The sequence below is a fragment of the Pantoea sp. 18059 genome, from assembly GCF_902706165.1.
GTDB lineage: Bacteria > Pseudomonadota > Gammaproteobacteria > Enterobacterales > Enterobacteriaceae > Pantoea > Pantoea agglomerans.
Window position 1 is genome coordinate 32,302 of the sequence record NZ_CACSJS010000006.1, and the last position, 18,731, is coordinate 51,032.

23 protein-coding genes are annotated in these 18,731 nt (G+C 56.0%); 7 read left to right on the top strand and 16 right to left on the bottom strand.

The annotated features are described in order from the left end of the window. Positions 1 to 86 precede the first annotated feature (86 nt). From rpsL to fkpA, 6 genes are all read right to left on the bottom strand, one after another. Entirely contained in the window at positions 87 to 461 is a 375-nt protein-coding gene (gene rpsL / locus GVJ63_RS15880) for a 30S ribosomal protein S12 (protein WP_003852912.1), read from the bottom strand. Positions 462 to 585: 124 nt separating this feature from the next. Then, positions 586 to 873 carry a sulfurtransferase complex subunit TusB gene (gene tusB / locus GVJ63_RS15885; protein ID WP_010253026.1) on the bottom strand — a complete coding sequence of 96 codons (288 nt, stop codon included), beginning with the start codon at positions 871 to 873 and terminating at the stop codon, positions 586 to 588. A gap of 9 nt (positions 874 to 882) precedes the next feature. Continuing rightward, positions 883 to 1,242 (bottom strand): sulfurtransferase complex subunit TusC, encoded by a 360-nt coding sequence (gene tusC / locus GVJ63_RS15890; protein ID WP_010253027.1) that lies wholly within the window; start codon positions 1,240 to 1,242, stop codon positions 883 to 885. After that, on the bottom strand, positions 1,242 to 1,628 hold the full coding sequence (gene tusD / locus GVJ63_RS15895; protein WP_010671584.1) for a sulfurtransferase complex subunit TusD: 387 nt from the start codon (positions 1,626 to 1,628) through the stop codon (positions 1,242 to 1,244). The genes tusC and tusD overlap by 1 nt, the downstream gene beginning before the upstream one ends. Further along, positions 1,628 to 2,350 (bottom strand): transcriptional regulator, encoded by a 723-nt coding sequence (locus GVJ63_RS15900; RefSeq protein ID WP_010253029.1) that lies wholly within the window; start codon positions 2,348 to 2,350, stop codon positions 1,628 to 1,630. Before GVJ63_RS15900 ends, tusD begins: the two co-directional genes overlap by 1 nt. 166 nt (positions 2,351 to 2,516) lie before the next feature. Beyond that, the gene (gene fkpA, locus GVJ63_RS15905; protein ID WP_010253030.1) at positions 2,517 to 3,362 is read right to left on the bottom strand and encodes an FKBP-type peptidyl-prolyl cis-trans isomerase; all 846 of its coding nucleotides are present in this window, start codon (positions 3,360 to 3,362) and stop codon (positions 2,517 to 2,519) included. A gap of 269 nt (positions 3,363 to 3,631) precedes the next feature. Here fkpA and GVJ63_RS15910 point away from each other — a divergent pair, with 269 nt between their 5' ends. Then, a complete protein-coding gene (locus GVJ63_RS15910; RefSeq protein WP_010253031.1) occupies positions 3,632 to 3,850 on the top strand; it encodes a SlyX family protein in 219 nt (72 codons plus the stop codon). 95 nt (positions 3,851 to 3,945) lie between these two features. Here GVJ63_RS15910 and slyD read toward each other — a convergent pair whose 3' ends face one another. The 4 genes from slyD to kefG form a co-directional block, all read right to left on the bottom strand. After that, a complete protein-coding gene (gene slyD, locus GVJ63_RS15915; protein ID WP_010671583.1) occupies positions 3,946 to 4,512 on the bottom strand; it encodes a peptidylprolyl isomerase in 567 nt (188 codons plus the stop codon). A gap of 197 nt (positions 4,513 to 4,709) precedes the next feature. Then, the gene (locus GVJ63_RS15920) at positions 4,710 to 4,904 is read right to left on the bottom strand and encodes a YheV family putative zinc ribbon protein (protein ID WP_010253033.1); all 195 of its coding nucleotides are present in this window, start codon (positions 4,902 to 4,904) and stop codon (positions 4,710 to 4,712) included. A 23-nt stretch (positions 4,905 to 4,927) separates the two neighbouring features. Continuing rightward, a complete protein-coding gene (gene kefB / locus GVJ63_RS15925) occupies positions 4,928 to 6,733 on the bottom strand; it encodes a glutathione-regulated potassium-efflux system protein KefB (RefSeq protein ID WP_010253035.1) in 1,806 nt (601 codons plus the stop codon). Further along, positions 6,734 to 7,285: a glutathione-regulated potassium-efflux system ancillary protein KefG gene (gene kefG, locus GVJ63_RS15930; protein ID WP_010253037.1), complete on the bottom strand. Its 552-nt coding sequence runs from the start codon at positions 7,283 to 7,285 to the stop codon at positions 6,734 to 6,736. It lies immediately after the preceding gene. A 112-nt stretch (positions 7,286 to 7,397) separates the two neighbouring features. Between kefG and GVJ63_RS15935 the strand changes: the two genes are divergently transcribed. Continuing rightward, positions 7,398 to 9,302, top strand: a complete 1,905-nt coding sequence (locus GVJ63_RS15935) for an ABC transporter ATP-binding protein (protein ID WP_010671582.1) — start codon at positions 7,398 to 7,400, stop codon at positions 9,300 to 9,302. A 32-nt stretch (positions 9,303 to 9,334) separates the two neighbouring features. On the opposite strand, the gene tauD is transcribed toward GVJ63_RS15935, so the two are convergent. The 4 genes from tauD to tauA are packed head-to-tail and all read right to left on the bottom strand — an operon-like array spanning position 9,335 to position 12,749. Continuing rightward, the gene (gene tauD / locus GVJ63_RS15940; protein WP_159227109.1) at positions 9,335 to 10,174 is read right to left on the bottom strand and encodes a taurine dioxygenase; all 840 of its coding nucleotides are present in this window, start codon (positions 10,172 to 10,174) and stop codon (positions 9,335 to 9,337) included. Continuing rightward, a complete protein-coding gene (gene tauC, locus GVJ63_RS15945; RefSeq protein WP_159227110.1) occupies positions 10,171 to 10,998 on the bottom strand; it encodes a taurine ABC transporter permease TauC in 828 nt (275 codons plus the stop codon). Before tauC ends, tauD begins: the two co-directional genes overlap by 4 nt. Beyond that, positions 10,995 to 11,762, bottom strand: a complete 768-nt coding sequence (gene tauB, locus GVJ63_RS15950; RefSeq protein ID WP_010671580.1) for a taurine ABC transporter ATP-binding subunit — start codon at positions 11,760 to 11,762, stop codon at positions 10,995 to 10,997. The genes tauC and tauB overlap by 4 nt, the downstream gene beginning before the upstream one ends. Positions 11,763 to 11,771: 9 nt before the next feature. Further along, positions 11,772 to 12,749, bottom strand: coding sequence for a taurine ABC transporter substrate-binding protein (tauA, locus tag GVJ63_RS15955; protein WP_010253052.1), 978 nt, complete (start codon positions 12,747 to 12,749; stop codon positions 11,772 to 11,774). Positions 12,750 to 12,985: 236 nt separating this feature from the next. On the opposite strand from tauA, the gene GVJ63_RS15960 reads away from it, so the two are divergent. Beyond that, positions 12,986 to 13,966 (top strand): LacI family DNA-binding transcriptional regulator, encoded by a 981-nt coding sequence (locus GVJ63_RS15960; protein WP_122889873.1) that lies wholly within the window; start codon positions 12,986 to 12,988, stop codon positions 13,964 to 13,966. A gap of 1 nt (position 13,967) precedes the next feature. Here GVJ63_RS15960 and GVJ63_RS15965 read toward each other — a convergent pair whose 3' ends face one another. Further along, complete coding sequence (locus GVJ63_RS15965) at positions 13,968 to 14,570, bottom strand: LysE family translocator (RefSeq protein ID WP_010671578.1); 603 nt, start codon at positions 14,568 to 14,570, stop codon at positions 13,968 to 13,970. Between the two features lie 57 nt (positions 14,571 to 14,627). Between GVJ63_RS15965 and GVJ63_RS15970 the strand changes: the two genes are divergently transcribed. The 3 genes from GVJ63_RS15970 to GVJ63_RS15980 all read left to right on the top strand — a co-directional run bounded on the left by GVJ63_RS15970 (position 14,628) and on the right by GVJ63_RS15980 (position 16,798). Beyond that, complete coding sequence (locus GVJ63_RS15970) at positions 14,628 to 15,644, top strand: hydrolase (RefSeq protein ID WP_010253062.1); 1,017 nt, start codon at positions 14,628 to 14,630, stop codon at positions 15,642 to 15,644. Between the two features lie 4 nt (positions 15,645 to 15,648). Continuing rightward, the gene (locus GVJ63_RS15975; RefSeq protein WP_010253066.1) at positions 15,649 to 15,867 is read left to right on the top strand and encodes a YheU family protein; all 219 of its coding nucleotides are present in this window, start codon (positions 15,649 to 15,651) and stop codon (positions 15,865 to 15,867) included. A gap of 61 nt (positions 15,868 to 15,928) precedes the next feature. Continuing rightward, positions 15,929 to 16,798, top strand: coding sequence for a phosphoribulokinase (locus GVJ63_RS15980; RefSeq protein ID WP_010253068.1), 870 nt, complete (start codon positions 15,929 to 15,931; stop codon positions 16,796 to 16,798). A 544-nt stretch (positions 16,799 to 17,342) separates the two neighbouring features. On the opposite strand, the gene GVJ63_RS15985 is transcribed toward GVJ63_RS15980, so the two are convergent. Continuing rightward, positions 17,343 to 17,747: an OsmC family protein gene (locus GVJ63_RS15985; protein WP_010253071.1), complete on the bottom strand. Its 405-nt coding sequence runs from the start codon at positions 17,745 to 17,747 to the stop codon at positions 17,343 to 17,345. 303 nt (positions 17,748 to 18,050) lie between these two features. Between GVJ63_RS15985 and crp the strand changes: the two genes are divergently transcribed. After that, positions 18,051 to 18,683 (top strand): cAMP-activated global transcriptional regulator CRP, encoded by a 633-nt coding sequence (gene crp / locus GVJ63_RS15990; RefSeq protein WP_003852956.1) that lies wholly within the window; start codon positions 18,051 to 18,053, stop codon positions 18,681 to 18,683. Positions 18,684 to 18,731 lie beyond the last annotated feature (48 nt).

The window sequence follows — 18,731 nt, forward strand, 5'->3', positions numbered from 1 at the left end:
CGTTGTTAATTCAGGATTGTCCAAAACTCTATGAGTTTATTTTGACATTTAATTTAAAACGTTTGGCCTTACTTAACGGAGAACCATTAAGCCTTTGGCTTCTTCACGCCGTACTTGGAGCGAGCCTGCTTACGGTCTTTAACACCTGAGCAGTCAAGCGCGCCACGAACGGTGTGGTAACGCACACCTGGCAGGTCTTTTACACGACCGCCACGGATCAGGATCACGGAGTGTTCCTGCAGGTTATGACCTTCACCACCAATGTAGGAGGTAACTTCAAAACCGTTGGTCAAACGCACACGGCAGACTTTACGCAGTGCGGAGTTTGGTTTCTTAGGAGTGGTGGTGTACACACGAGTACAAACGCCACGTTTTTGCGGGCAAGCTTCCAGCGCCGGCACGTTGCTCTTTGCAACTTTGCGGACGCGTGGTTTGCGAACCAGCTGGTTAACTGTTGCCATTAAATAGCTCCTGGATTTGCTTTTGCTTCGTAAACACGTAATAAATCGCCTCGTAGAATTACGAGGAGGCAGAATTTTAGGGCTGAGTCAAAGGGGTGTCAAGAAATAACCAGGTTTTAGCCGATTACCAGACCATTTGTTGCTGATGCCTGATCGTTAGCGTGACAAACCCAGTATAGTCTACTGACTGCACACGGGTCGAAATTTGTCCAGCGAGACCGCGAGCCTGGACATCTTCGTCCAGCACCCAGAGCGTCGCTTCGCTCTCTGACAGTCGCATCAATGCGTGGCTGCCAGCTAAAGCGGCCAGCACGCCATCCTGCAACAGCAGCAGGTCATCACCCGCACCCGCCATTAAAAGCAGGCTCTCAAGGTCACAGTGTGCCGGTGAGTGCAGTAACGTATGCAGCATTAACGTCTCTTAAAAAGTAAGAATGCGATCGTAGCTGGCCAGCGTCTGTCGCAGTGCCGGCGCGTCCAGTAGCGTAACATCCAGCAACCGGTCAGCGTCAACCTCTAATCCACGCGCTATCAGCGATGTCCGGCAGAGATAGCAGTGTTCAATCTCATATAGTGCCAGCACGCCAAAGGTCGCGGCATAGTGACGGCTCTTAATCGTCTCAGGTTGCTGGTGCAGATTAAGCTGCAGCACGCCATCACCGATAAAAAACAGGCCGATATCCTCACTGAGCGCGCCCGTGGCCAGCGCGGCATCCAGCCCCTCACGTCCTGCGCTGCTGCCGTGCGGCGCCCGGGTAAAGACAAACGCGACCCGATTCATCAGAACTGCACCATGCGTTCACAGCTCAGCGCCGCTTCCGCCAGCGCGCCCAGCCCGCTCAGGGTAAAGCCCGGCTGCAGGTTACTGCCCGCCAGCTGGAGTCGTGCCGCTTCCTGCTGGTCGCTGACGCCACGACGCAGCGCGGCCGCCACACAAATATTCAGTGCCACACCCTGCTCCTGATGCAATGTCTGCCATGCGCGCACCAGATCAAACTCATCACTGGCGGGCGACGTCAGTTGGTTAGCGTTCAGCACCCCTTCGCGATAGAAGAAAACACTGTCAAGCTGATGGCCTGCCGTCAGCAGTGCGCAGGCAAACAGCCAGGCACTGGTCGCCTGTTGCGTACCGTAAGCCGGGCCGGTGACCAGCAGGGTGTAACGCATTACCGCTCCTGCCCCTGGAAGTCGCCATTTTTAAACTGACGGATATAGAGATAGACGGTGTGTTTGGAAATATTCAGCCGATCGGCCACCTGGTTGATGGCATCCTTGATGTCGAAGATCCCCTTCTCATACAGGTTCAGCACAATCTGACGATTCTTGGCGTTGTTCGATACATTACGGTCAGCACTCACCTCTTCAATGGTGAACTCCAGCGTCTGCATCACCAGATCGTCTACCGAACTGGCGAAGTTGACGTTGGAGTCAACCTGCTGCATCTCGGGCGGCATAAAGGTCGACATGATCTGTGAGAACGGCACATCAAGGTTCATGTTGATGCAGAGCAAGCCAATGACCCGCTGCTGACGGTTACGAATCGCAATCGTGACCGATTTCATCAGCACGCCGCTTTTGGCACGTGTGAAGTAGGCACGGGAGACATTACTGTCCGCGCCATGCATATCATGCAGCATACGCAGGGCTAAATCGGTAATAGGCGAACCGACTTTACGTCCAGTGTGTTCACCATTAGCGATACGCACGGCCGAACACTTAAGATCTTCAAGCGAATGCAGGACAATTTCACAATGCGAACCGATCAACATCGCCAGGCCATCCACGACAGCCTCGTACGATTTCAGAATATCGTAATCACTTTGTTCGAACGGGCGCTGCTCCAGAAGATCGAAGTCGCTCAGTTCACCCGGATTGAATGGATTAGACATTGAAGAGTATCACCCTGAATGGCTGGAGCCTGTCACAGCGGCTTATGGGCAGACTCAATATTGGGATAATTAGGCAGGCATTAGTCTGGCAAATGTCGTCGGCTTATGCCAGAGGTTTGTCGTGAAGCCGAAATGAAACCGCCGCCCGGAGGCGGCGGTCAGCAGATTACTGCGCTTTTTCTGCAGCAGCAGGCGCAGGAGCCTGTGCTTTTTCATCTGCCTTTGGCGCTGGTTTGATATCAAGCAGCTCGACATCAAACACCAGGGTGGAGTTAGCCGGGATGCCCGGAACGCCATTTTTGCCGTAAGCCAGATTTGGTGGGATCACCAGCTTGATCTTGCCGCCTTTCTTCACGTGCTTCAGACCTTCAGTCCAGCCCGGGATGACACCATCCAGACGGAATGAAAGTGGCTCGCCACGGGTATAAGAGTTGTCGAATTCAGTACCGTCAATCAGCGTCCCTTTGTAGTTTACCACTACAGTATCGCTGTCTTTAGGTGCGTCGCCGGTACCCTCTTTCTCAACTTTATACAGCAGGCCGCTTTCGGTTTTCTTCACGCCGCTCTCTTTAGCAAATTTGGTTGCGTAAGCTTCGCCCTTTTCAGAGTTCTCTTTCGCATCTTTTTCCATTTTCGCTGAGGCTGCGCCTTTCACGCGGCCTTCAAAGGATTGCAGCGTCTGCTCAATCTCTTCATCAGAGAGTTTGCTCTTGCCACCAAATGCATCCTGAACACCAGCGATCAGCTGCTGCTTATCCAGTTTGATGCCCAGTTTTTCCTGCTCCTTCAGGGAGTTGTCCATGTAGCGACCCAGCGAAGCACCCAGCGCGTAGGCAGACTGCTGGTCTTCATCTTTGAAGGCAGCATTTTTCGGTGCCTGAGGCGCAGACTGTGGCGCGGCGGCTGGTGCAGCCTGTGGCGCCGCAGCGGTATCTGCCGCCATTGCCAGCGGAGCATTCAGCGCAACAGCCATGGTGGTAGCTAACAATGTGACTTTAAACAGTGATTTCATCCATTCTCCAAAACCGAAGCGTCTAACCTCGGGAAACATTGCGGACTTCAGGGTCCACACTATAACTTTACGTGGCAGTGTCGAACACTCCCACAATGTAATTACCCGGTTAACCTCCGACCTTTATAACATCGGGAAGTTTCATCAGAGATGATGCCGCGCTGCCTTTTTTCAAGCGCAACGCCTCCGGGCGTGAAAAAAACAGGTGATTCCTGGCATTCAGATCGTAGAATCACGCCCCGAGTCGCACCTTAACAGAGGAACAGGTCATGCAACAATCTGAGTGGGAACAGCGTCTGGAGACGCTGGAGAGCAAACTGGCCTTTCAGGAGATGACTATCGATCAGCTGAACAGCGCGGTCGTTCAGCACGAGCTGGAGATGAATAAGATGCGTGAGCAGATGCGCATTTTAACCGACAAGCTCAAAGCGAATGCGCCATCGATCGTCGCCTCACAATCTGAAGAGACGCCACCACCGCACTACTGATCGCGGGCTATCGGGCCCCGGCTTACCCGGGCAGAACCAGAATACGCGCCAAAAGAAAGGCCACCCGAGGGTGGCCTTGAAAGGTCTGTTGAGACTTAGTGGCTGCAGCCGCAGCCGCCAGTGCCACAACCGCCTTTACCCTGATCATGGTCGTGGTCGTGATCATGGCCGTGATCGTGGTCATGATGATGGCCATCTGCACCGTGAACGTGGCCATGAGCCAGTTCTTCCGGCGTGGCTTCGCGGATAGCAACCACTTCAACGTTGAAGTTCAGGTTCTGACCCGCCAGCATGTGGTTACCATCAACCACGACGTGATCATCTTCCACTTCGGTGATTTCTACCGGTACCGGGCCCTGATCGGTTTCTGCCAGGAAGCGCATGCCAACCTGCAGTTCGTCAACGCCCATGAAGACGTCTTTAGGAACGCGCTGCACCAGGTTATCGTCATACTGACCGTAGGCATCGTTTGCCGGGATATGCACGTCAAACTTGTCGCCGGCAATGTGGTTTTCCAGCGCATTTTCCAGACCAGAAATCAGGGAACCATGACCGTGCAGGTAGTCTAACGGTGCACTCACCGGTGACTCGTCAACTAACACGCCGTCTTCTGTACGTACCTGATAGGCCAGGCTTACCACCAGGTCTTTTGCTACTTTCATGATATCTCCTAACCGTTGAGAGCTGAGATCCCGTCTCATTGGTCTATTCTTTCGTGCAATAACACCAACCAGAAAGGTTCGGGGCTGAGTACAAGAGGGTTTTCACTTTCTCTTGCGACTACAGCGTTAATGGCGACAATTGTAACGGAATTCAATCCCGCTGTAAGTCCAGGCGTAAAAAAAGCTGCGCCATTCCGCTACTCAGGATGAAAAATACCGATAACCTGCTCATTAGTGCGAACCTGATCGCGCGCCTGCTTATCGGCCTCACGCATCTGGTGACCACACTTCACGCACTCCACCACATCGACATTATTTTCACGCCACATTGCCAGCGTGTCCTTCTCCTGGCAGTGCGGGCATGTCGCACCAGCAATAAAACGTTTACGCATTAGCTTCTGCCTGTTTAAAGAGGTTATTCATCATCGTCCCAGCCGTCGATCTGCCGCTTTTCGCGCTGCATTTCACGCTGGAAGATATCTTCCAGTTCACGCCGCGCTTCACGGACGCGCGAAGCCTGCGCGCTTTCAGAGAGATTGGGCATCAGCTCGCGCAGCATCCGCATATCAAGATGGCGGAAATACTGCTGGGCGCGATGCGCCTGATGCGGATGCATCCCCAGCGTCATCAGCGTCTTACGTCCCAGCTCCAGCGCACTGGAGAAGGTCTCACGCGAGAACTGCGTGACGCCCGCCTGAAGCAGTTCATGCGCTTCTACACGGCCCCTGGCGCGCGCCTGAATCTGCAACTGCGGAAAATGCTGCTGGCACAGATGTACAATCGTCATCACATCTTCGGGCTCGTTACAGGTGATCACAATCGCCTGAGCGCTGGCCGCACCGGCTGCCCGCAGCAACTCCAGTTCGGTGGCGTCGCCGTAATAGACCTTATAGCCATATTTCCGCATCAGACTGACTGCACTGATGTCGCGCTCAAGCACGGTGATGCGTTTGTTATTCGCCATCAGCAAACGCCCCACCACCTGCCCGAACCGACCAAAGCCCACCACAATCACCTGCGGCTGATCGTCTTCGACAAAGTGTTTCTCTGCCTCGTCATCCGGCTCATTGAAGCGGCGTGCCAGCAGACGATCGATTCCCTTCATCAGCAGCGGTGTGGTCATCATCGACAGGGTTACCGTCACCAGCAGCATCGGCAGTTGATCGCCAGAGAACAGCTTTGCCGAGGAGGCCGCGGAAAAGAGCACAAAGGCGAACTCGCCCCCCTGACTCAGCACGCCAGCAAACTGCTGCCGCTCAGAGCTGCGCAAGCCGTAAATGCGCGCCAGCAGATAGAGCACCAGCGTTTTCACCGCCACCAGCGTCACGACGCCCAGCAGGATGGTCACAATATGGGTATAGAGCACACCGAGGTTGAGCGCCATGCCAACCGAAATAAAGAACAGGCCCAGCAGTAAACCTTTAAACGGGTCGATGGCGACTTCCAGCTCATGCCGGTACTCGCTCTCCGCCAGCAGGATCCCGGCAATAAAGGTCCCCAGCGCCATCGACAGACCCAGCGCATCCATAAACAGCGCCGAGCCCAGCACCAGCAGCAGCGAAGCGGCGGTAAAGACTTCGCGCACGCCCGACGCAGCGATGTAACGGAAGATAGGCCGCAGCAGATAGCGTCCGCCTACCAGCATGCCGGCAAACGCCAGTACTTTCATGCCGACCTTCATCCAGTCGATATGACCGCTGTCGGTTCCGGCCAGCAGCGGGATCAGCGCCAGGGCTGGGATCACCGCGATATCCTGAAACAGCAACACCGAAAAGCCCAGTTGCCCCGCTTCGCTGCGGTTCATGCCTTTATCCATCATCAGCTGCAGGGCCATGGCGGTCGAGGACATCGCCAGACCAATCCCGCCAATGATCGCAGCCTGCCAGCTAAAGTTGGTCAGCCACAATAAGCCGCCCAGAATCGCCGCTGAGAAGATCACCTGCGCCGCGCCGACGCCAAAAATGGAGCGGCGCAGCGCCCACAGCTTTGCCGGGTTCAGCTCCAGCCCGATAATAAACATCAGGAACACCACGCCGAGCTCAGAGAAGTGCAGAATCTCGTCGACGTCGCTGATAAAGCCTAATCCCCACGGGCCGATAGCGATACCCGCCACCAGATAGCCCAGAACTGCACCAATACCGAGGCGAGCCGCCACCGGTACAATCAATACCGCCGCGACCAGATAAATCACCCCGGCGGTCAGCAGCGTTTGCCCTTCCATCTATACCCCTCCATTCGGCAGCGGTGCCGCCAGCCAGTCGCCATAGGCGCGGGCGTAATTTTTCATTAATTCAGGACTCTGACGACGCGCCCAGTAGACGATCATCGGCGGCATCCAGTGCATACGGCACATCTGCGCGGTCAGCTCAAAAGGACGCATAATGTCATTGAGCGAATAGCGGTTCAGACCCTGATGTCTGAAGGCACTTTCCGGTTCTCCGGTGGTGACGACGCTGCGCCAGTACTTTCCTTCCAGCGCATTGCCATCCACGCCATTGGCGAAACCGCGCGACAGAACTCTGTCCAGCCACTCTTTCAGCAGCGCCGGACAGCTATAGGTATAGAGCGGATGCTGAAAAATGATGACATCATGTTCACGCAGCAGCTGTTGTTCATGGTGAATATCGATAAAAAAATCCGGATAGGTCGCGTACAGATCGTGCACGGTAACGTGTTCCAGTGCCTGAGCCGGCTGCAGCAGAATCCGATTGGCGATCGAATCCTGTGATTCCGGATGAGCATAAAGCAGCAAAACCCTGGGTGGCTGCGACATCCTTTCCCTCCAAAGCGTCGTCATTGGTGCGGTTTTCCGCTACCATGCACGACGCAGCAAAATCTCATTATGTTGCCAGTAAATTAACATATTCTGACGATACGGCGCTTACATGATTGTCTTCTCAGCCTTACAAATTCGCCGCGGCATCCGCGTCCTGCTCGATAATGCCACCGCCACCATTAATCCCGGCCAGAAGGTCGGGCTGGTGGGTAAAAACGGCTGTGGAAAATCCACGCTGCTGTCGCTGTTAAAAGGTGAAATCACCAGCGATGCCGGTACCGTCACTTTCCCCACTCACTGGGCGCTGGCCTGGGTGAATCAGGAAACCCCTGCGCTGGATAAAGCCGCGCTGGAGTACGTGATTGATGGCGATCGCCAGTTTCGCCAGCTTGAAGCAGAACTGGCGGACGCCAATCTGCGTGACGATGGCAATGCCATCGCGCTGCTGCATGGCAAGCTGGACGCGGTGCAGGCGTGGAGCATCCATGCGCGCGCCTCAAGCCTGCTGCATGGTCTGGGCTTCAGTCAGGAACAGTTGCAACGCCCGGTCAGCGACTTCTCGGGTGGCTGGCGCATGCGCCTCAACCTGGCACAGGCGCTGATTTGCCGTTCCGATCTGCTGCTGCTGGATGAACCGACCAACCACCTCGATCTCGATGCGGTGATCTGGCTGGAGCGCTGGCTGAAGAGTTATGAAGGCACGCTGATTCTGATTTCGCACGATCGTGATTTCCTCGATCCCGTCATCGACAAAATTATTCATATCGAACAGGAGTCGATGTTCGAATATACCGGCAACTACAGCTCCTTTGAGCGGCAGCGCGTCGCCAAACTGGCTCAGCAGCAGTCGCTGTATGAGAGCCAGCAGGAGAAAGTGGCGCACCTGCACAGCTACATTGATCGCTTCCGTGCCCAGGCCACCAAGGCGAAGCAGGCGCAGAGCCGCATCAAGATGCTGGAGCGCATGGAGATGATTGCGCCCGCCCATGTCGATAACCCATTCAGCTTCACTTTCCGCAAGCCGGAGAACCTGCCTAATCCACTGATGAAGATGGAGAAGGTCACTGCGGGTTATGGCGACCGTATTATTCTCGACGCCATCAAGCTCAACCTGGTCCCCGGCTCGCGCATCGGCCTGCTGGGACGTAACGGTGCCGGTAAATCGACCCTGATTAAGCTGCTGGCGGGTGAGCTGGAGGCGATGGACGGCAAGATGGGTCTGGCGAAAGGGATCAAGCTTGGTTACTTCGCTCAGCATCAGCTGGAGTATCTGCGAGCCGATGAGTCACCGCTGCAGCATCTGTCGCGTATTGCGCCTGAGGTGCTGGAACAGCAGCTGCGCGACTATCTGGGGGGCTTCGATTTCCGCGGCGATAAAGTCACTGAAATCACTGAGCGCTTCTCCGGCGGAGAGAAAGCGCGACTGGTGCTGGCGCTGATTGTCTGGCAGCGCCCTAACCTGCTGCTGCTGGATGAACCCACCAACCATCTCGATCTCGATATGCGCCAGGCGCTGACCGAAGCGTTGATCGACTTCGAAGGTGCGCTGGTCGTGGTATCGCACGACCGACATCTGCTGCGCGCGACCACCGACGATCTCTATCTGGTGCATGATGGCAAAGTGGATGTGTTTGAAGGCGATCTCGAAGATTATCAGAAGTGGCTGAGCGATCTGCAGAAGCAGCAGGCGCAACAGGATGCCGCGCCGAAGCAGGATAACGGCAACAGTGCCCAGGCGCGTAAAGACCAGAAGCGTCGTGATGCTGAACTGCGCACCCAGACGCAGCCGCTGCGCAAAGAGATAGAGAAGCTGGAAAAGCAGATGAGCAAATGGCAGAGCCAGCTGGCCGAAGCCGAAGCTCAGCTCTCAGACAGCGCTATCTATGAACAGAGCCGTAAAGCGGACCTGACCACCGCGCTGCAGCGTCAGGCGGAGAGCAAATCTGCGCTGGAAGAGGTAGAGATGGCGTGGCTGGAAGCGCAGGAACAGCTCGAACAGATTATGGCCTCATAAAAAAATCTCCCCGCGAGCGGGGAGATTCTCTTTTAACGGGGTTTATCGCCCAGCACCGTTGCCCGCTGCATGATGCGCCGGGCAGGATAGTAATCAGCATTGGCATAATGCTGCGTGACCCGATTATCCCAGATAGCCAGATCGTCTGGCTGCCAGCGCCAGCGCACCTGAAACTCCGGTTTGGTGGCGTGCGCAAACAGAAAGCCCAGCACCGCATCACTCTCTTTCTCGCTTAAATCGACGATCCGCGTGGTAAAGCCCTCATTCACAAACAGCGCTTTTTTGCCGCTGACCGGATGGGTGCGGATGACCGGATGCTGCACCGGCGGATGTTTTGCTACCGCCTGCTGCCAGCGCTGATGCTCCTCCTCGGTTTTCCGGTACTTATACTCCTGGAATGACTTTTTGAAATCATGCTCGGCATGGAGACCTGCCAGCAGCTGCTTAAAGGGTTCAGAGAGCGCTTCGTAAGCCGCAATGCCGCTGGTCCAGAGCGTGTCACCCCCCGACTCCGGTAACACCTTCGAGGCCAGCAAGGCGATCGCTGGCGGCGTATCAATAAAGGTGACATCGGTATGCCAGTTGTCATTATCCGACGGATTATCCTGATGGGTATCCAGCACGATAATCTCCTCGACGCCTTCCGCATGCGGATAGACCGGATGGATATGCAGATCGCCAAAGCGGATTGCCAGCGCGCGGTGCTGTTCCGGCGTTATTTTCTGGTCACGCAGAAACAGCACCTGATGACGAAGCAGGCCATGATAAAGCTGCTCAAACTGAGCATCACTCAATGGGCGAGACACATCCAGGTTTGAGACCTGCGCGCCAATGTACGGGCCAAGCGGGGTAAAACTGAGACGTTCGTTCATGATTGTTCTCCACTCCAGGGCGTCAGACGGCGCTGCAACGCGCGGAGCCCGAGTTCTAAGCTAAAAGCAATAAAGGCGATTACCGCGATACCCGCCAGCACCACATCGGTGGCGAGGAATTCTCCTGCTGACTGCACCATAAAACCCAGACCCCGCGTGGCAGCAATCAGCTCAGCGGCCACCAGCGTTGACCAGCCAACCCCCAGACCGATGCGCAGACCGGTGAGGATCTCCGGCAACGCGCCTGGCAGAATCACCCAGCGCAGCAGTTGCCAGCGATTAGCCCCCAGCGAGCGCGCCGCACGCAGTCGGACCTGCTGCGTGTTACGCACGCCGGCCAGGGTGGAGAGCGTCACCGGCGCGAAAATCGCCAGATAGATCAGCAGGATTTTCGAGGTTTCACCAATGCCGAACCAGATCACCATCAATGGCAGATAGGCGAGTGGCGGAATCGGACGATAGAGTTCAATCAGAGGATCGAGCAACCCGCGAGCGACCGGGCTGAGGCCCATCAGGATCCCTACAGGAATACCGATGGCGGCAGCGGCAGTCAGCGCAATCAGCATTCGTGTCAGGCTGGCGGCCAGATGCTGCCACAGCGTGGCATCCATAAAGCCCTGCGAGCTGGCAATCAGCAGCAGCTTGCTTAACACCTGCTGCGGCGACGGCAGGAACAGCGGGGCAATCAGGCCCAGCGCGGTCACGCCCCACCAGATCAGCAACAGCAAAGAGAGACTCAGCATGCTCAGCGTGAAGGCGGTTGAAAACGGCCAGCGCAAACGACGGCGCACCGGCAGAGACTTGTCATTGATGAGTGCACTCATGCAAACGCCTCCCGCTGATCAAAGACCCGGCTCAGCACATACTCGCGCTGGGCGATAAACTGCGGATCGGATTTGATGCTGCGGCACGACTCTCCCGCGGCAAAGCGCTGACCAAAGCCAGGACGCAGCCGCTCTACGATGCGGCCCGGTCCTGGCGACAGCAGAATCAGTTCGCTGGCCAGGAAAATCGCCTCTTCTATGTCGTGCGTAATCAACAGAATCTGTTTACCGCTGTCGCGCCACAGCGTCAGCAGCAGGGTTTGCATCTGCTCTCGGGTAAAGGCATCCAGTGCGCCGAAAGGCTCATCCAGCAATAGCAGTTGTGGATCGGTAGCCAGCGCACGCGCAATGCCCACCCGCTGACGCTGACCACCGGACAACTGCCAGATGGCGCGCTTTTCCGCACCTTCAAGCCCCACCTGCCTGATTAACCGGCGGGCAATCGCGTCGCGATCCGGGCGTGACATCCCCGCCAGCTGCAGGCCAAAGGCGACGTTATCCAGCACGTTGCGCCACGGCAGTAATCCTTCATGCTGAAACACCACGCCGCGCTCCGCACCAGGCCCGGTCACCGGCTGGTTATCCAGCGTGATGCTGCCCGACTCCACCGGCAGGAAACCGGCAACCAGATTGAGCAGTGTGGTTTTGCCGCAGCCGGAGGGGCCGAGCACCACCAGCAGTTCATGGCTATCCAGCTGCAGATTGATATCCTGCAACACCGGCTGTCCGGCATAACGGGCATTAAGGTGAGCGATGCGCAGCATAGTGCCTCCTTAAGGTTTAACTAATGGCTCGACGAAACGGGAGGTCACATAGCTGCTGTAGTCGTTATCCGCCTGCGGCACCCGGCCCTGTGCTTTCAGAAACTGCGCGGTATCGACGATCGCTTTATTGACCGGTTTGCCCAGTTGCTCAACCTGCTGCTGCGCCGTGAGGTAGGTATTGCCCTTCACCAGACCGGGCACCTGTGCTTCCGGCACACCGCTGAGGCGAGAGAGTTTGCTGAGGTTATCGGACTGTTTCAGCCAGCTGTCGGGGCTGTTCAGGTAGGCCTGCTGCGCGTCAAGCGCGCTGCGGGCAAAAGCAGTCACGATCTCCGGATGCTGCTGAGCAAAATCTTTGCGTACCACCCAGACATCCAGCGTCGGCGATCCCCAGCTTCCCACTTCCGCAGAGTCGGTTAACACCTTGCCCTCTTTTTCCAGCTCATTAACCGCCGGTGCCCAGACGTAAGCGCCATCAATGTCGCCACGCTGCCAGGCAGCAATAATCGCTGGCGGCTGCAGATTGACCAGTTGTACCTGTGACGGTTTGATGCCCCAGTGTTTCAGCGCAGCCAGCAGGCTGTAGTGGGTGGTGGAGATGAACGGCACCGCGATGCGTTTGCCAATTAAATCTTTGGGCGTAGTGATGTTCTTCTTCACCACCAGCGCTTCAGAGTTGCCCAGCTGAGAGGCGAGTAAAAAGGCTTCAATCGGCAGCTTCTGCGCCGCCGCAACCGCTAACGGGCTGGAACCGATATTGCCAATCTGGACGTCACCGGACGCCATCGCACGTAATACCCCGGCGCCGCTGTCAAACTTGCGCCAGTCAACGCTGGCCCCGCTCTCTTTCGCAAAGCTGTTGTCAGCCTGCGCCACTTTCGCCGGCTCAGCCGAGGTCTGGTAAGCCACGGTGACATTGACCGCATCAGCCCGAAACGCCAGCAGCGCCAGCGCTGCGGCTAAAAAAGTTAAACGTGTTGCTGCCATGATCACTACCCCACCGTTTTTATAGTGGAGGCAGTGTCTCTGCGCGCTATAGTTTCATAAAGGAATTAAAAATTATCCCTAATAGAAATAAGTTCTTAGATCACTATCTGCAAAACAAAGTTAAAAATCGCAAATGCTGAAAATAGCTAAAGTAAGCAAAAATGTCAGGCGCTCACATTGTCCCTGTGCTATTCATATGCGTTCCCAATTATTGCCTGTTAAGGTTTCTGAATCCGATGTCGATCGAGAAAGTCGCTCAGCTGGCTGGCGTCTCCAAAGCCACGGTATCGCGGGTTCTCAACGCGCATCCCGGCGTGAAGCCCGATACGCGTGAGAAAGTTCTGGCGGCAATCTCTGCCTGCGACTATCAGCCCAACTTACTGGCGCGTCAGCTGCGTACGTCGCAAAGCAACATGCTGCTGGTGCTGATCTCGGATATCACCAATCCCTTCTGTTCACGCGTGGTTCAGGGCATCGAGGCCGAAGCGGAACTGCACGGCTATCACATCCTGCTCTGTAACTCCGCCTCGCAGCTCCAGCGTGAAGCCGCCTATCTCTCCCTGCTGACCGGAAAAGTGGTGGATGGCGTAATTACTATGGATGCGGCCTCCGGTTTACAGGATTTGCAGGCGCTCATTGCCGGGGCGCCCTGGGTACAGTGCTGCGAATTTGATCCGGATATTCCCGCCTCCTCGGTCAGCATTGATCACCTTGAAGCCGCGCGCGACACCGTCCATTACCTTGCCGGTAAAGGGCGTAAACGCATCGGGCTGATCAATGGCGACATGCGTTACCTTTACTCGCATCATCGTGAAAAGGGCTACCGGCAGGCGATTGAGGAGCTGGGGTATGTCTGGTCCGGCGTCTCCTACACTTACGAAATCTCCTGTGAGGCGGGCAGTCAGGGGCTGAGGGAGTTGATGGCGCTGCCGGAACCGCCGGATGCGGTGTTCGCGGTTTCAGATGTGCTGGCGGTAGGCGTGGTGCATGCGGCGCTGGAAGCGGGTCTGCGCGTGCCGGAAGATCTGGCGGTGGTCGGGTTTGATGGCGTGTCGTTTACCCGCAGCCTGAATCCGCCGCTGACGACCATCGAGCAGCCGATGAACCAGCTGGGCGCGCGTAGCGTGCAATTGCTGCTGCAGAAGATCCGCAATGCTAATGCGCCAGTCATCCGCGAGGTGCTGCCGTGGACGCGCGTTGAACGCGCATCCAGCTGACTCAGTGCCAGATTAACAGCACGCAGGCGGCGGTCAGCAGCCCCATGGCGAGGTTAAAGATTTTCCAGGCGCGACGGCTGCGCAGAATGCGGCCGATCATCGCACCAAATCCCATCCAGATAACACCCGACACCAGATTAACCAGAAACATGCCGATGCTTATCGCCATCACTGAATGGCGATACGCGTCACCGGCCAGGCTGAAGCTGGCGACCGCGCCCAGCGCCATCAGCCAGGCCTTGGGATTAATCAACTGCAACAAGCCGCCCTGCCAGAAGGGCATCGGCGCATCCGGCGCCTGATCGGTTTCCAGCTTCTCATAACTGGCGGTAGCGATTTTCCATGCCAGCCAGAGCAGATAGAGGCTACCGGCGATTTTCAGCACCAGGTGAAGCGAAGGATAGAGCAGGATCAGCCCGCCGACGCCAAAGGCCACCATCAGCAGCATCACCTGCATTCCGATCATGATGCCAATCATCAGCGGAATGGTGCGCATAAAGCCAAAATTAGCACCCGAAGCGGTGAGTAACATATTATTAGGCCCGGGCGTAATGGCCGCGACCCAAAGAAATCCCAACATTGATAAGAAAAGACTCAGTTCCATGGCAATCGGGTACTCCTTACCCTGCAAGAAAAAACTTATCGAAGCTAACAGTGTGATATGGAACAGACAAGCTTTTACCACATGAAATTTACCGGACCGGAAAACGAGCACTTCACGCCTCCTGAGAGTCTGCGTAATGCGCACCTGCAGACCCTGCTGCCGCGCCTGCTACGTCGTCGTATCGCGGGCGATCCCCACTGGCAACGTCTCGACCTGCCGGATGGCGACTTCGTCGATCTCGCCTGGAGTGAAGATCCGCAGTTCGCGCAGCATAAACCGCGCGTGGTGCTGTTTCATGGGCTGGAGGGCAGTTTTCACAGCCCTTATATTCATGGACTGATGGCGATCTGCCGCGCGCGCGGCTGGCTGGCGGTGGTGATGCATTTTCGCGGCTGCAGCGGCGAACCGAATCGGCTCAACCGCATCTATCACTCCGGCGAAACCGAAGATGCCCGTTTTTTTCTGCACTGGCTGCGCACCCGCTGGGGCCGCGTACCCACCGCGGCGGTCGGTTTCTCGCTGGGCGGTAACATGCTGGGCTGCCTGCTGGGCCAGCAGGGCGCAGCCGCTGAGGTAGACGCGGGTGTCATTGTCTCCGCTCCGCTGCTGCTGGAGCCCTGTAGCGTAAAACTGGAACGCGGCTTCTCACGCGTCTATCAATACTATTTGCTGGCGCAGCTCAAGAAAAATGCCCGCCGTAAACTGCACGCCTGGCCGGATACGCTGCCGGTCAATCTGGCGCAGCTGAAAGCGCTACGTCGACTGCGCGACTTTGATGATGCCATTACCGCCCGCGCCCACGGTTTTCTGGATGCGGCCGATTACTATCATCGTGCCAGCGCCATGCCCTGGCTGAAGCACGCAGAGAAACCGCTGCTGATCATTCACGCCAAAGATGATCCTTTTATGAGTGATGAGGTGATCCCGCACAGCAGCCAATTATCTGCCACTATTACTTATCAACTGACACCACACGGCGGCCATGTAGGTTTTGTTGGTGGGACATTACGCCAGCCTGAAATGTGGCTGGAACAGCGTATCCCCCAGTGGATCGCCCCTTTTCTGGATAACTGAACTCGTGATTATTCCCTGGCAACAGGTCTCACCTGAGACCCTTGAAAATCTGATTGAAACCTTTGTGCTGCGCGAAGGCACGGACTATGGCGAGCAGGAACGCAGCCTGATCGACAAGGTGGCCGATGTGCGACGTCAGCTGGAAACGGGTGAAGTGGTACTGGTGTGGTCGGAACTGCACGAATCGGTCAATATCATGCCGCGCAAAGAATTTCGTGGCTGATGCACCCAACGGCATTTCGTGTTAACAATGCCTATTGCCCGACCTCACAGGGAGCTTTTCTATGTCTGCACGTCATCCCATTATCGCGGTGACTGGTTCCAGCGGTGCAGGAACCACCACCACCAGCGTGGCGTTTCGCAAAATCTTTCAGCAGCTCGATCTTCATGCGGCGGAGCTGGAAGGTGACAGTTTTCACCGCTTTACCCGCCCTGAAATGGATATGGCGATTCGTAAGGCGCGCGATTTAGGACGTCATGTCAGCTACTTCGGCCCGGAAGCCAATGACTTTGGCCTGCTGGAGCAGAGCTTTAAAGAGTATGGTCAGAGCGGACAGGGCCAGTCGCGTAAATATCTGCATACCTACGATGAAGCGGTGCCGTGGAATCAGGTGCCCGGCACCTTTACGCCGTGGCAACCGCTGCCGCAGAACACCGATATTCTCTTCTACGAAGGGCTGCACGGCGGCGTGGTGACGGCGCAGCACAACGTAGCAGAACAGGTTGATCTGCTGGTTGGCGTGGTGCCGATTGTGAATCTGGAGTGGATACAGAAGCTGGTGCGCGACACTGGCGAGCGCGGCCATTCACGTGAAGCGGTCATGGATTCGGTAGTGCGCTCGATGGAAGATTACATCAACTTCATCACACCACAGTTCTCACGCACTCACCTCAACTTTCAGCGCGTCCCGACGGTCGATACCTCAAACCCGTTCGCTGCCCGCGCTATTCCGTCACTGGATGAGAGCTTTGTGGTGATCCACTTCCAGGCGCTGGAAGATATCGACCTCCCCTACCTGCTGGCGATGCTGCAGGGCTCGTTTATCTCGCACATCAATACGCTGGTGGTGCCTGGCGGCAAAATGGGTCTGGCGATGGAGTTGATCATGGGTCCGCTGGTGAAGCGGCTGATGGAAGGCAAGCGAATAGAGTAAGAGGCCAGCAAAAACCGCTCTGAGAGCAGATGTCTTTCACAAACATGGTAAAACTGGCTTTCCTGCGGCTAAAGACTTACCGCTGAGCAGGCTTCAGGGAGCATAAACCTTTCGCAAAGACGCAAAACCGCCATCCCTGGCAGGCTCAGCGCGGGCCATCCCTGGCCCGCGATGCTTTGCTACAGGTATATGCTCCCTTCGCTTCACGTCCGGCAACCGCATCCGGTTTCAGGAAGGTCGCTACAGACAACGCCTGGGCAGCAAGAATCTGGCAGCAATAGATAAGTTCAACACGCTGGGAACCGGGTCAGAAGAGGAAAGCGTCCCGCGCCTGGGACAAAAACGCCGGGAGCGTTTTTGAACAACGCAACGCGTTGGCCCGGCTACGGGCGCACCTCAGGGATGAGGTGCGTAATCGCGCGGGCCGAGCGGCCAGGGATTGGCTTAAGCGACTTTCCGATCTGACCCGGTTCCCAGCGCAGGCACAGTCTGACAGCAGAGCACGACAGATTTTGCCCGCGACCTTAAAAGATCCCTGCGGGTACTAAAGTTCGATCACTTCATAGCTATGCGTAATGTTGACGCCTTTACCCAGCATGATGGCCACAGAGCAATATTTTTCAGCAGAAAGATCCACAGCGCGTGAGACCGCTTTATCCTGGAGGGCTTTACCACTCACGATAAAATGCAGGTTGATGTGCGTAAAGATTCGCGGCGCCTCTTCACGACGTTCTGAGGTCAGTTTTACTTCACAATCAGCCACATCGTTTCGGCCTTTTTGCAGAATTGATACCACGTCAATCGCGCTGCATCCGCCCGCCGCCATCAGCACCATCTCCATTGGGCTGGGCGCTTTATCACCCGAATTTCCATCCATCAGTATCTGATGGCCGGATGAGGATTCTCCGAGGAATGTCAGCCCTTCTACCCATTTCACTCTTGCCTGCATGATTTTTGCTCCGGAATACGCTGTTTTGTCGCCAGAGTACGCTTTCGCCTGGTAAACAGCAATCCAGAGAAATCCGCCCGTAGCTGAAGCGAGACAACAGAAGACAGTCGGCAAAAGCTGTGCTACAAACAGTGCTGAAAATATTTTTCGTCACCCGATGACGAAGCCGGGAAGGATGATGCGCACTGCGCCTGATGCGGCCCGAATAATTTCCTGAAATGGAAACGCTTGAAGCTTTCACCGCCTGACAGGGAAAACTGCCCCCTGTATTTTGGGCACGATTACAACAGAGGATAATAGCGAATGGTTCTCGGCAAACCGCAAACAGACCCTACACTCGAATGGTTCCTGTCCCATTGCCATATTCACAAGTATCCATCCAAAAGTACGCTGATTCACCAAGGTGAAAAAGCAGAAACGCTTTACTACATCGTGAAAGGTTCCGTTGCGGTTCTGATTAAAGATGAAGAAGGCAAAGAGATGATTCTTTCCTACCTGAATCAGGGCGATTTTATTGGTGAACTTGGCCTGTTCGAAGAAGGCCAGGAGCGCAGCGCCTGGGTACGTGCGAAAAGCGCGTGCGAAGTGGCGGAAATTTCTTACAAGAAATTCCGTCAGCTGATCCAGGTTAACCCTGACATCCTGATGCGACTCTCATCGCAGATGGCGCGTCGCCTGCAGGTGACGTCTGAAAAAGTGGGTAACCTCGCTTTCCTCGACGTAACCGGACGCATTGCACAGACCCTGCTCAACCTGGCGAAGCAGCCAGATGCCATGACGCATCCCGACGGCATGCAAATTAAAATCACTCGTCAGGAAATTGGCCAGATTGTTGGTTGTTCACGTGAAACCGTGGGCCGTATTTTGAAGATGCTGGAAGATCAGAACCTGATCTCCGCACACGGCAAAACCATCGTCGTTTACGGCACCCGCTAATTCCTGTTACCCACGGCGTGATGGCAACATCACGCCGTTATTGTTTGT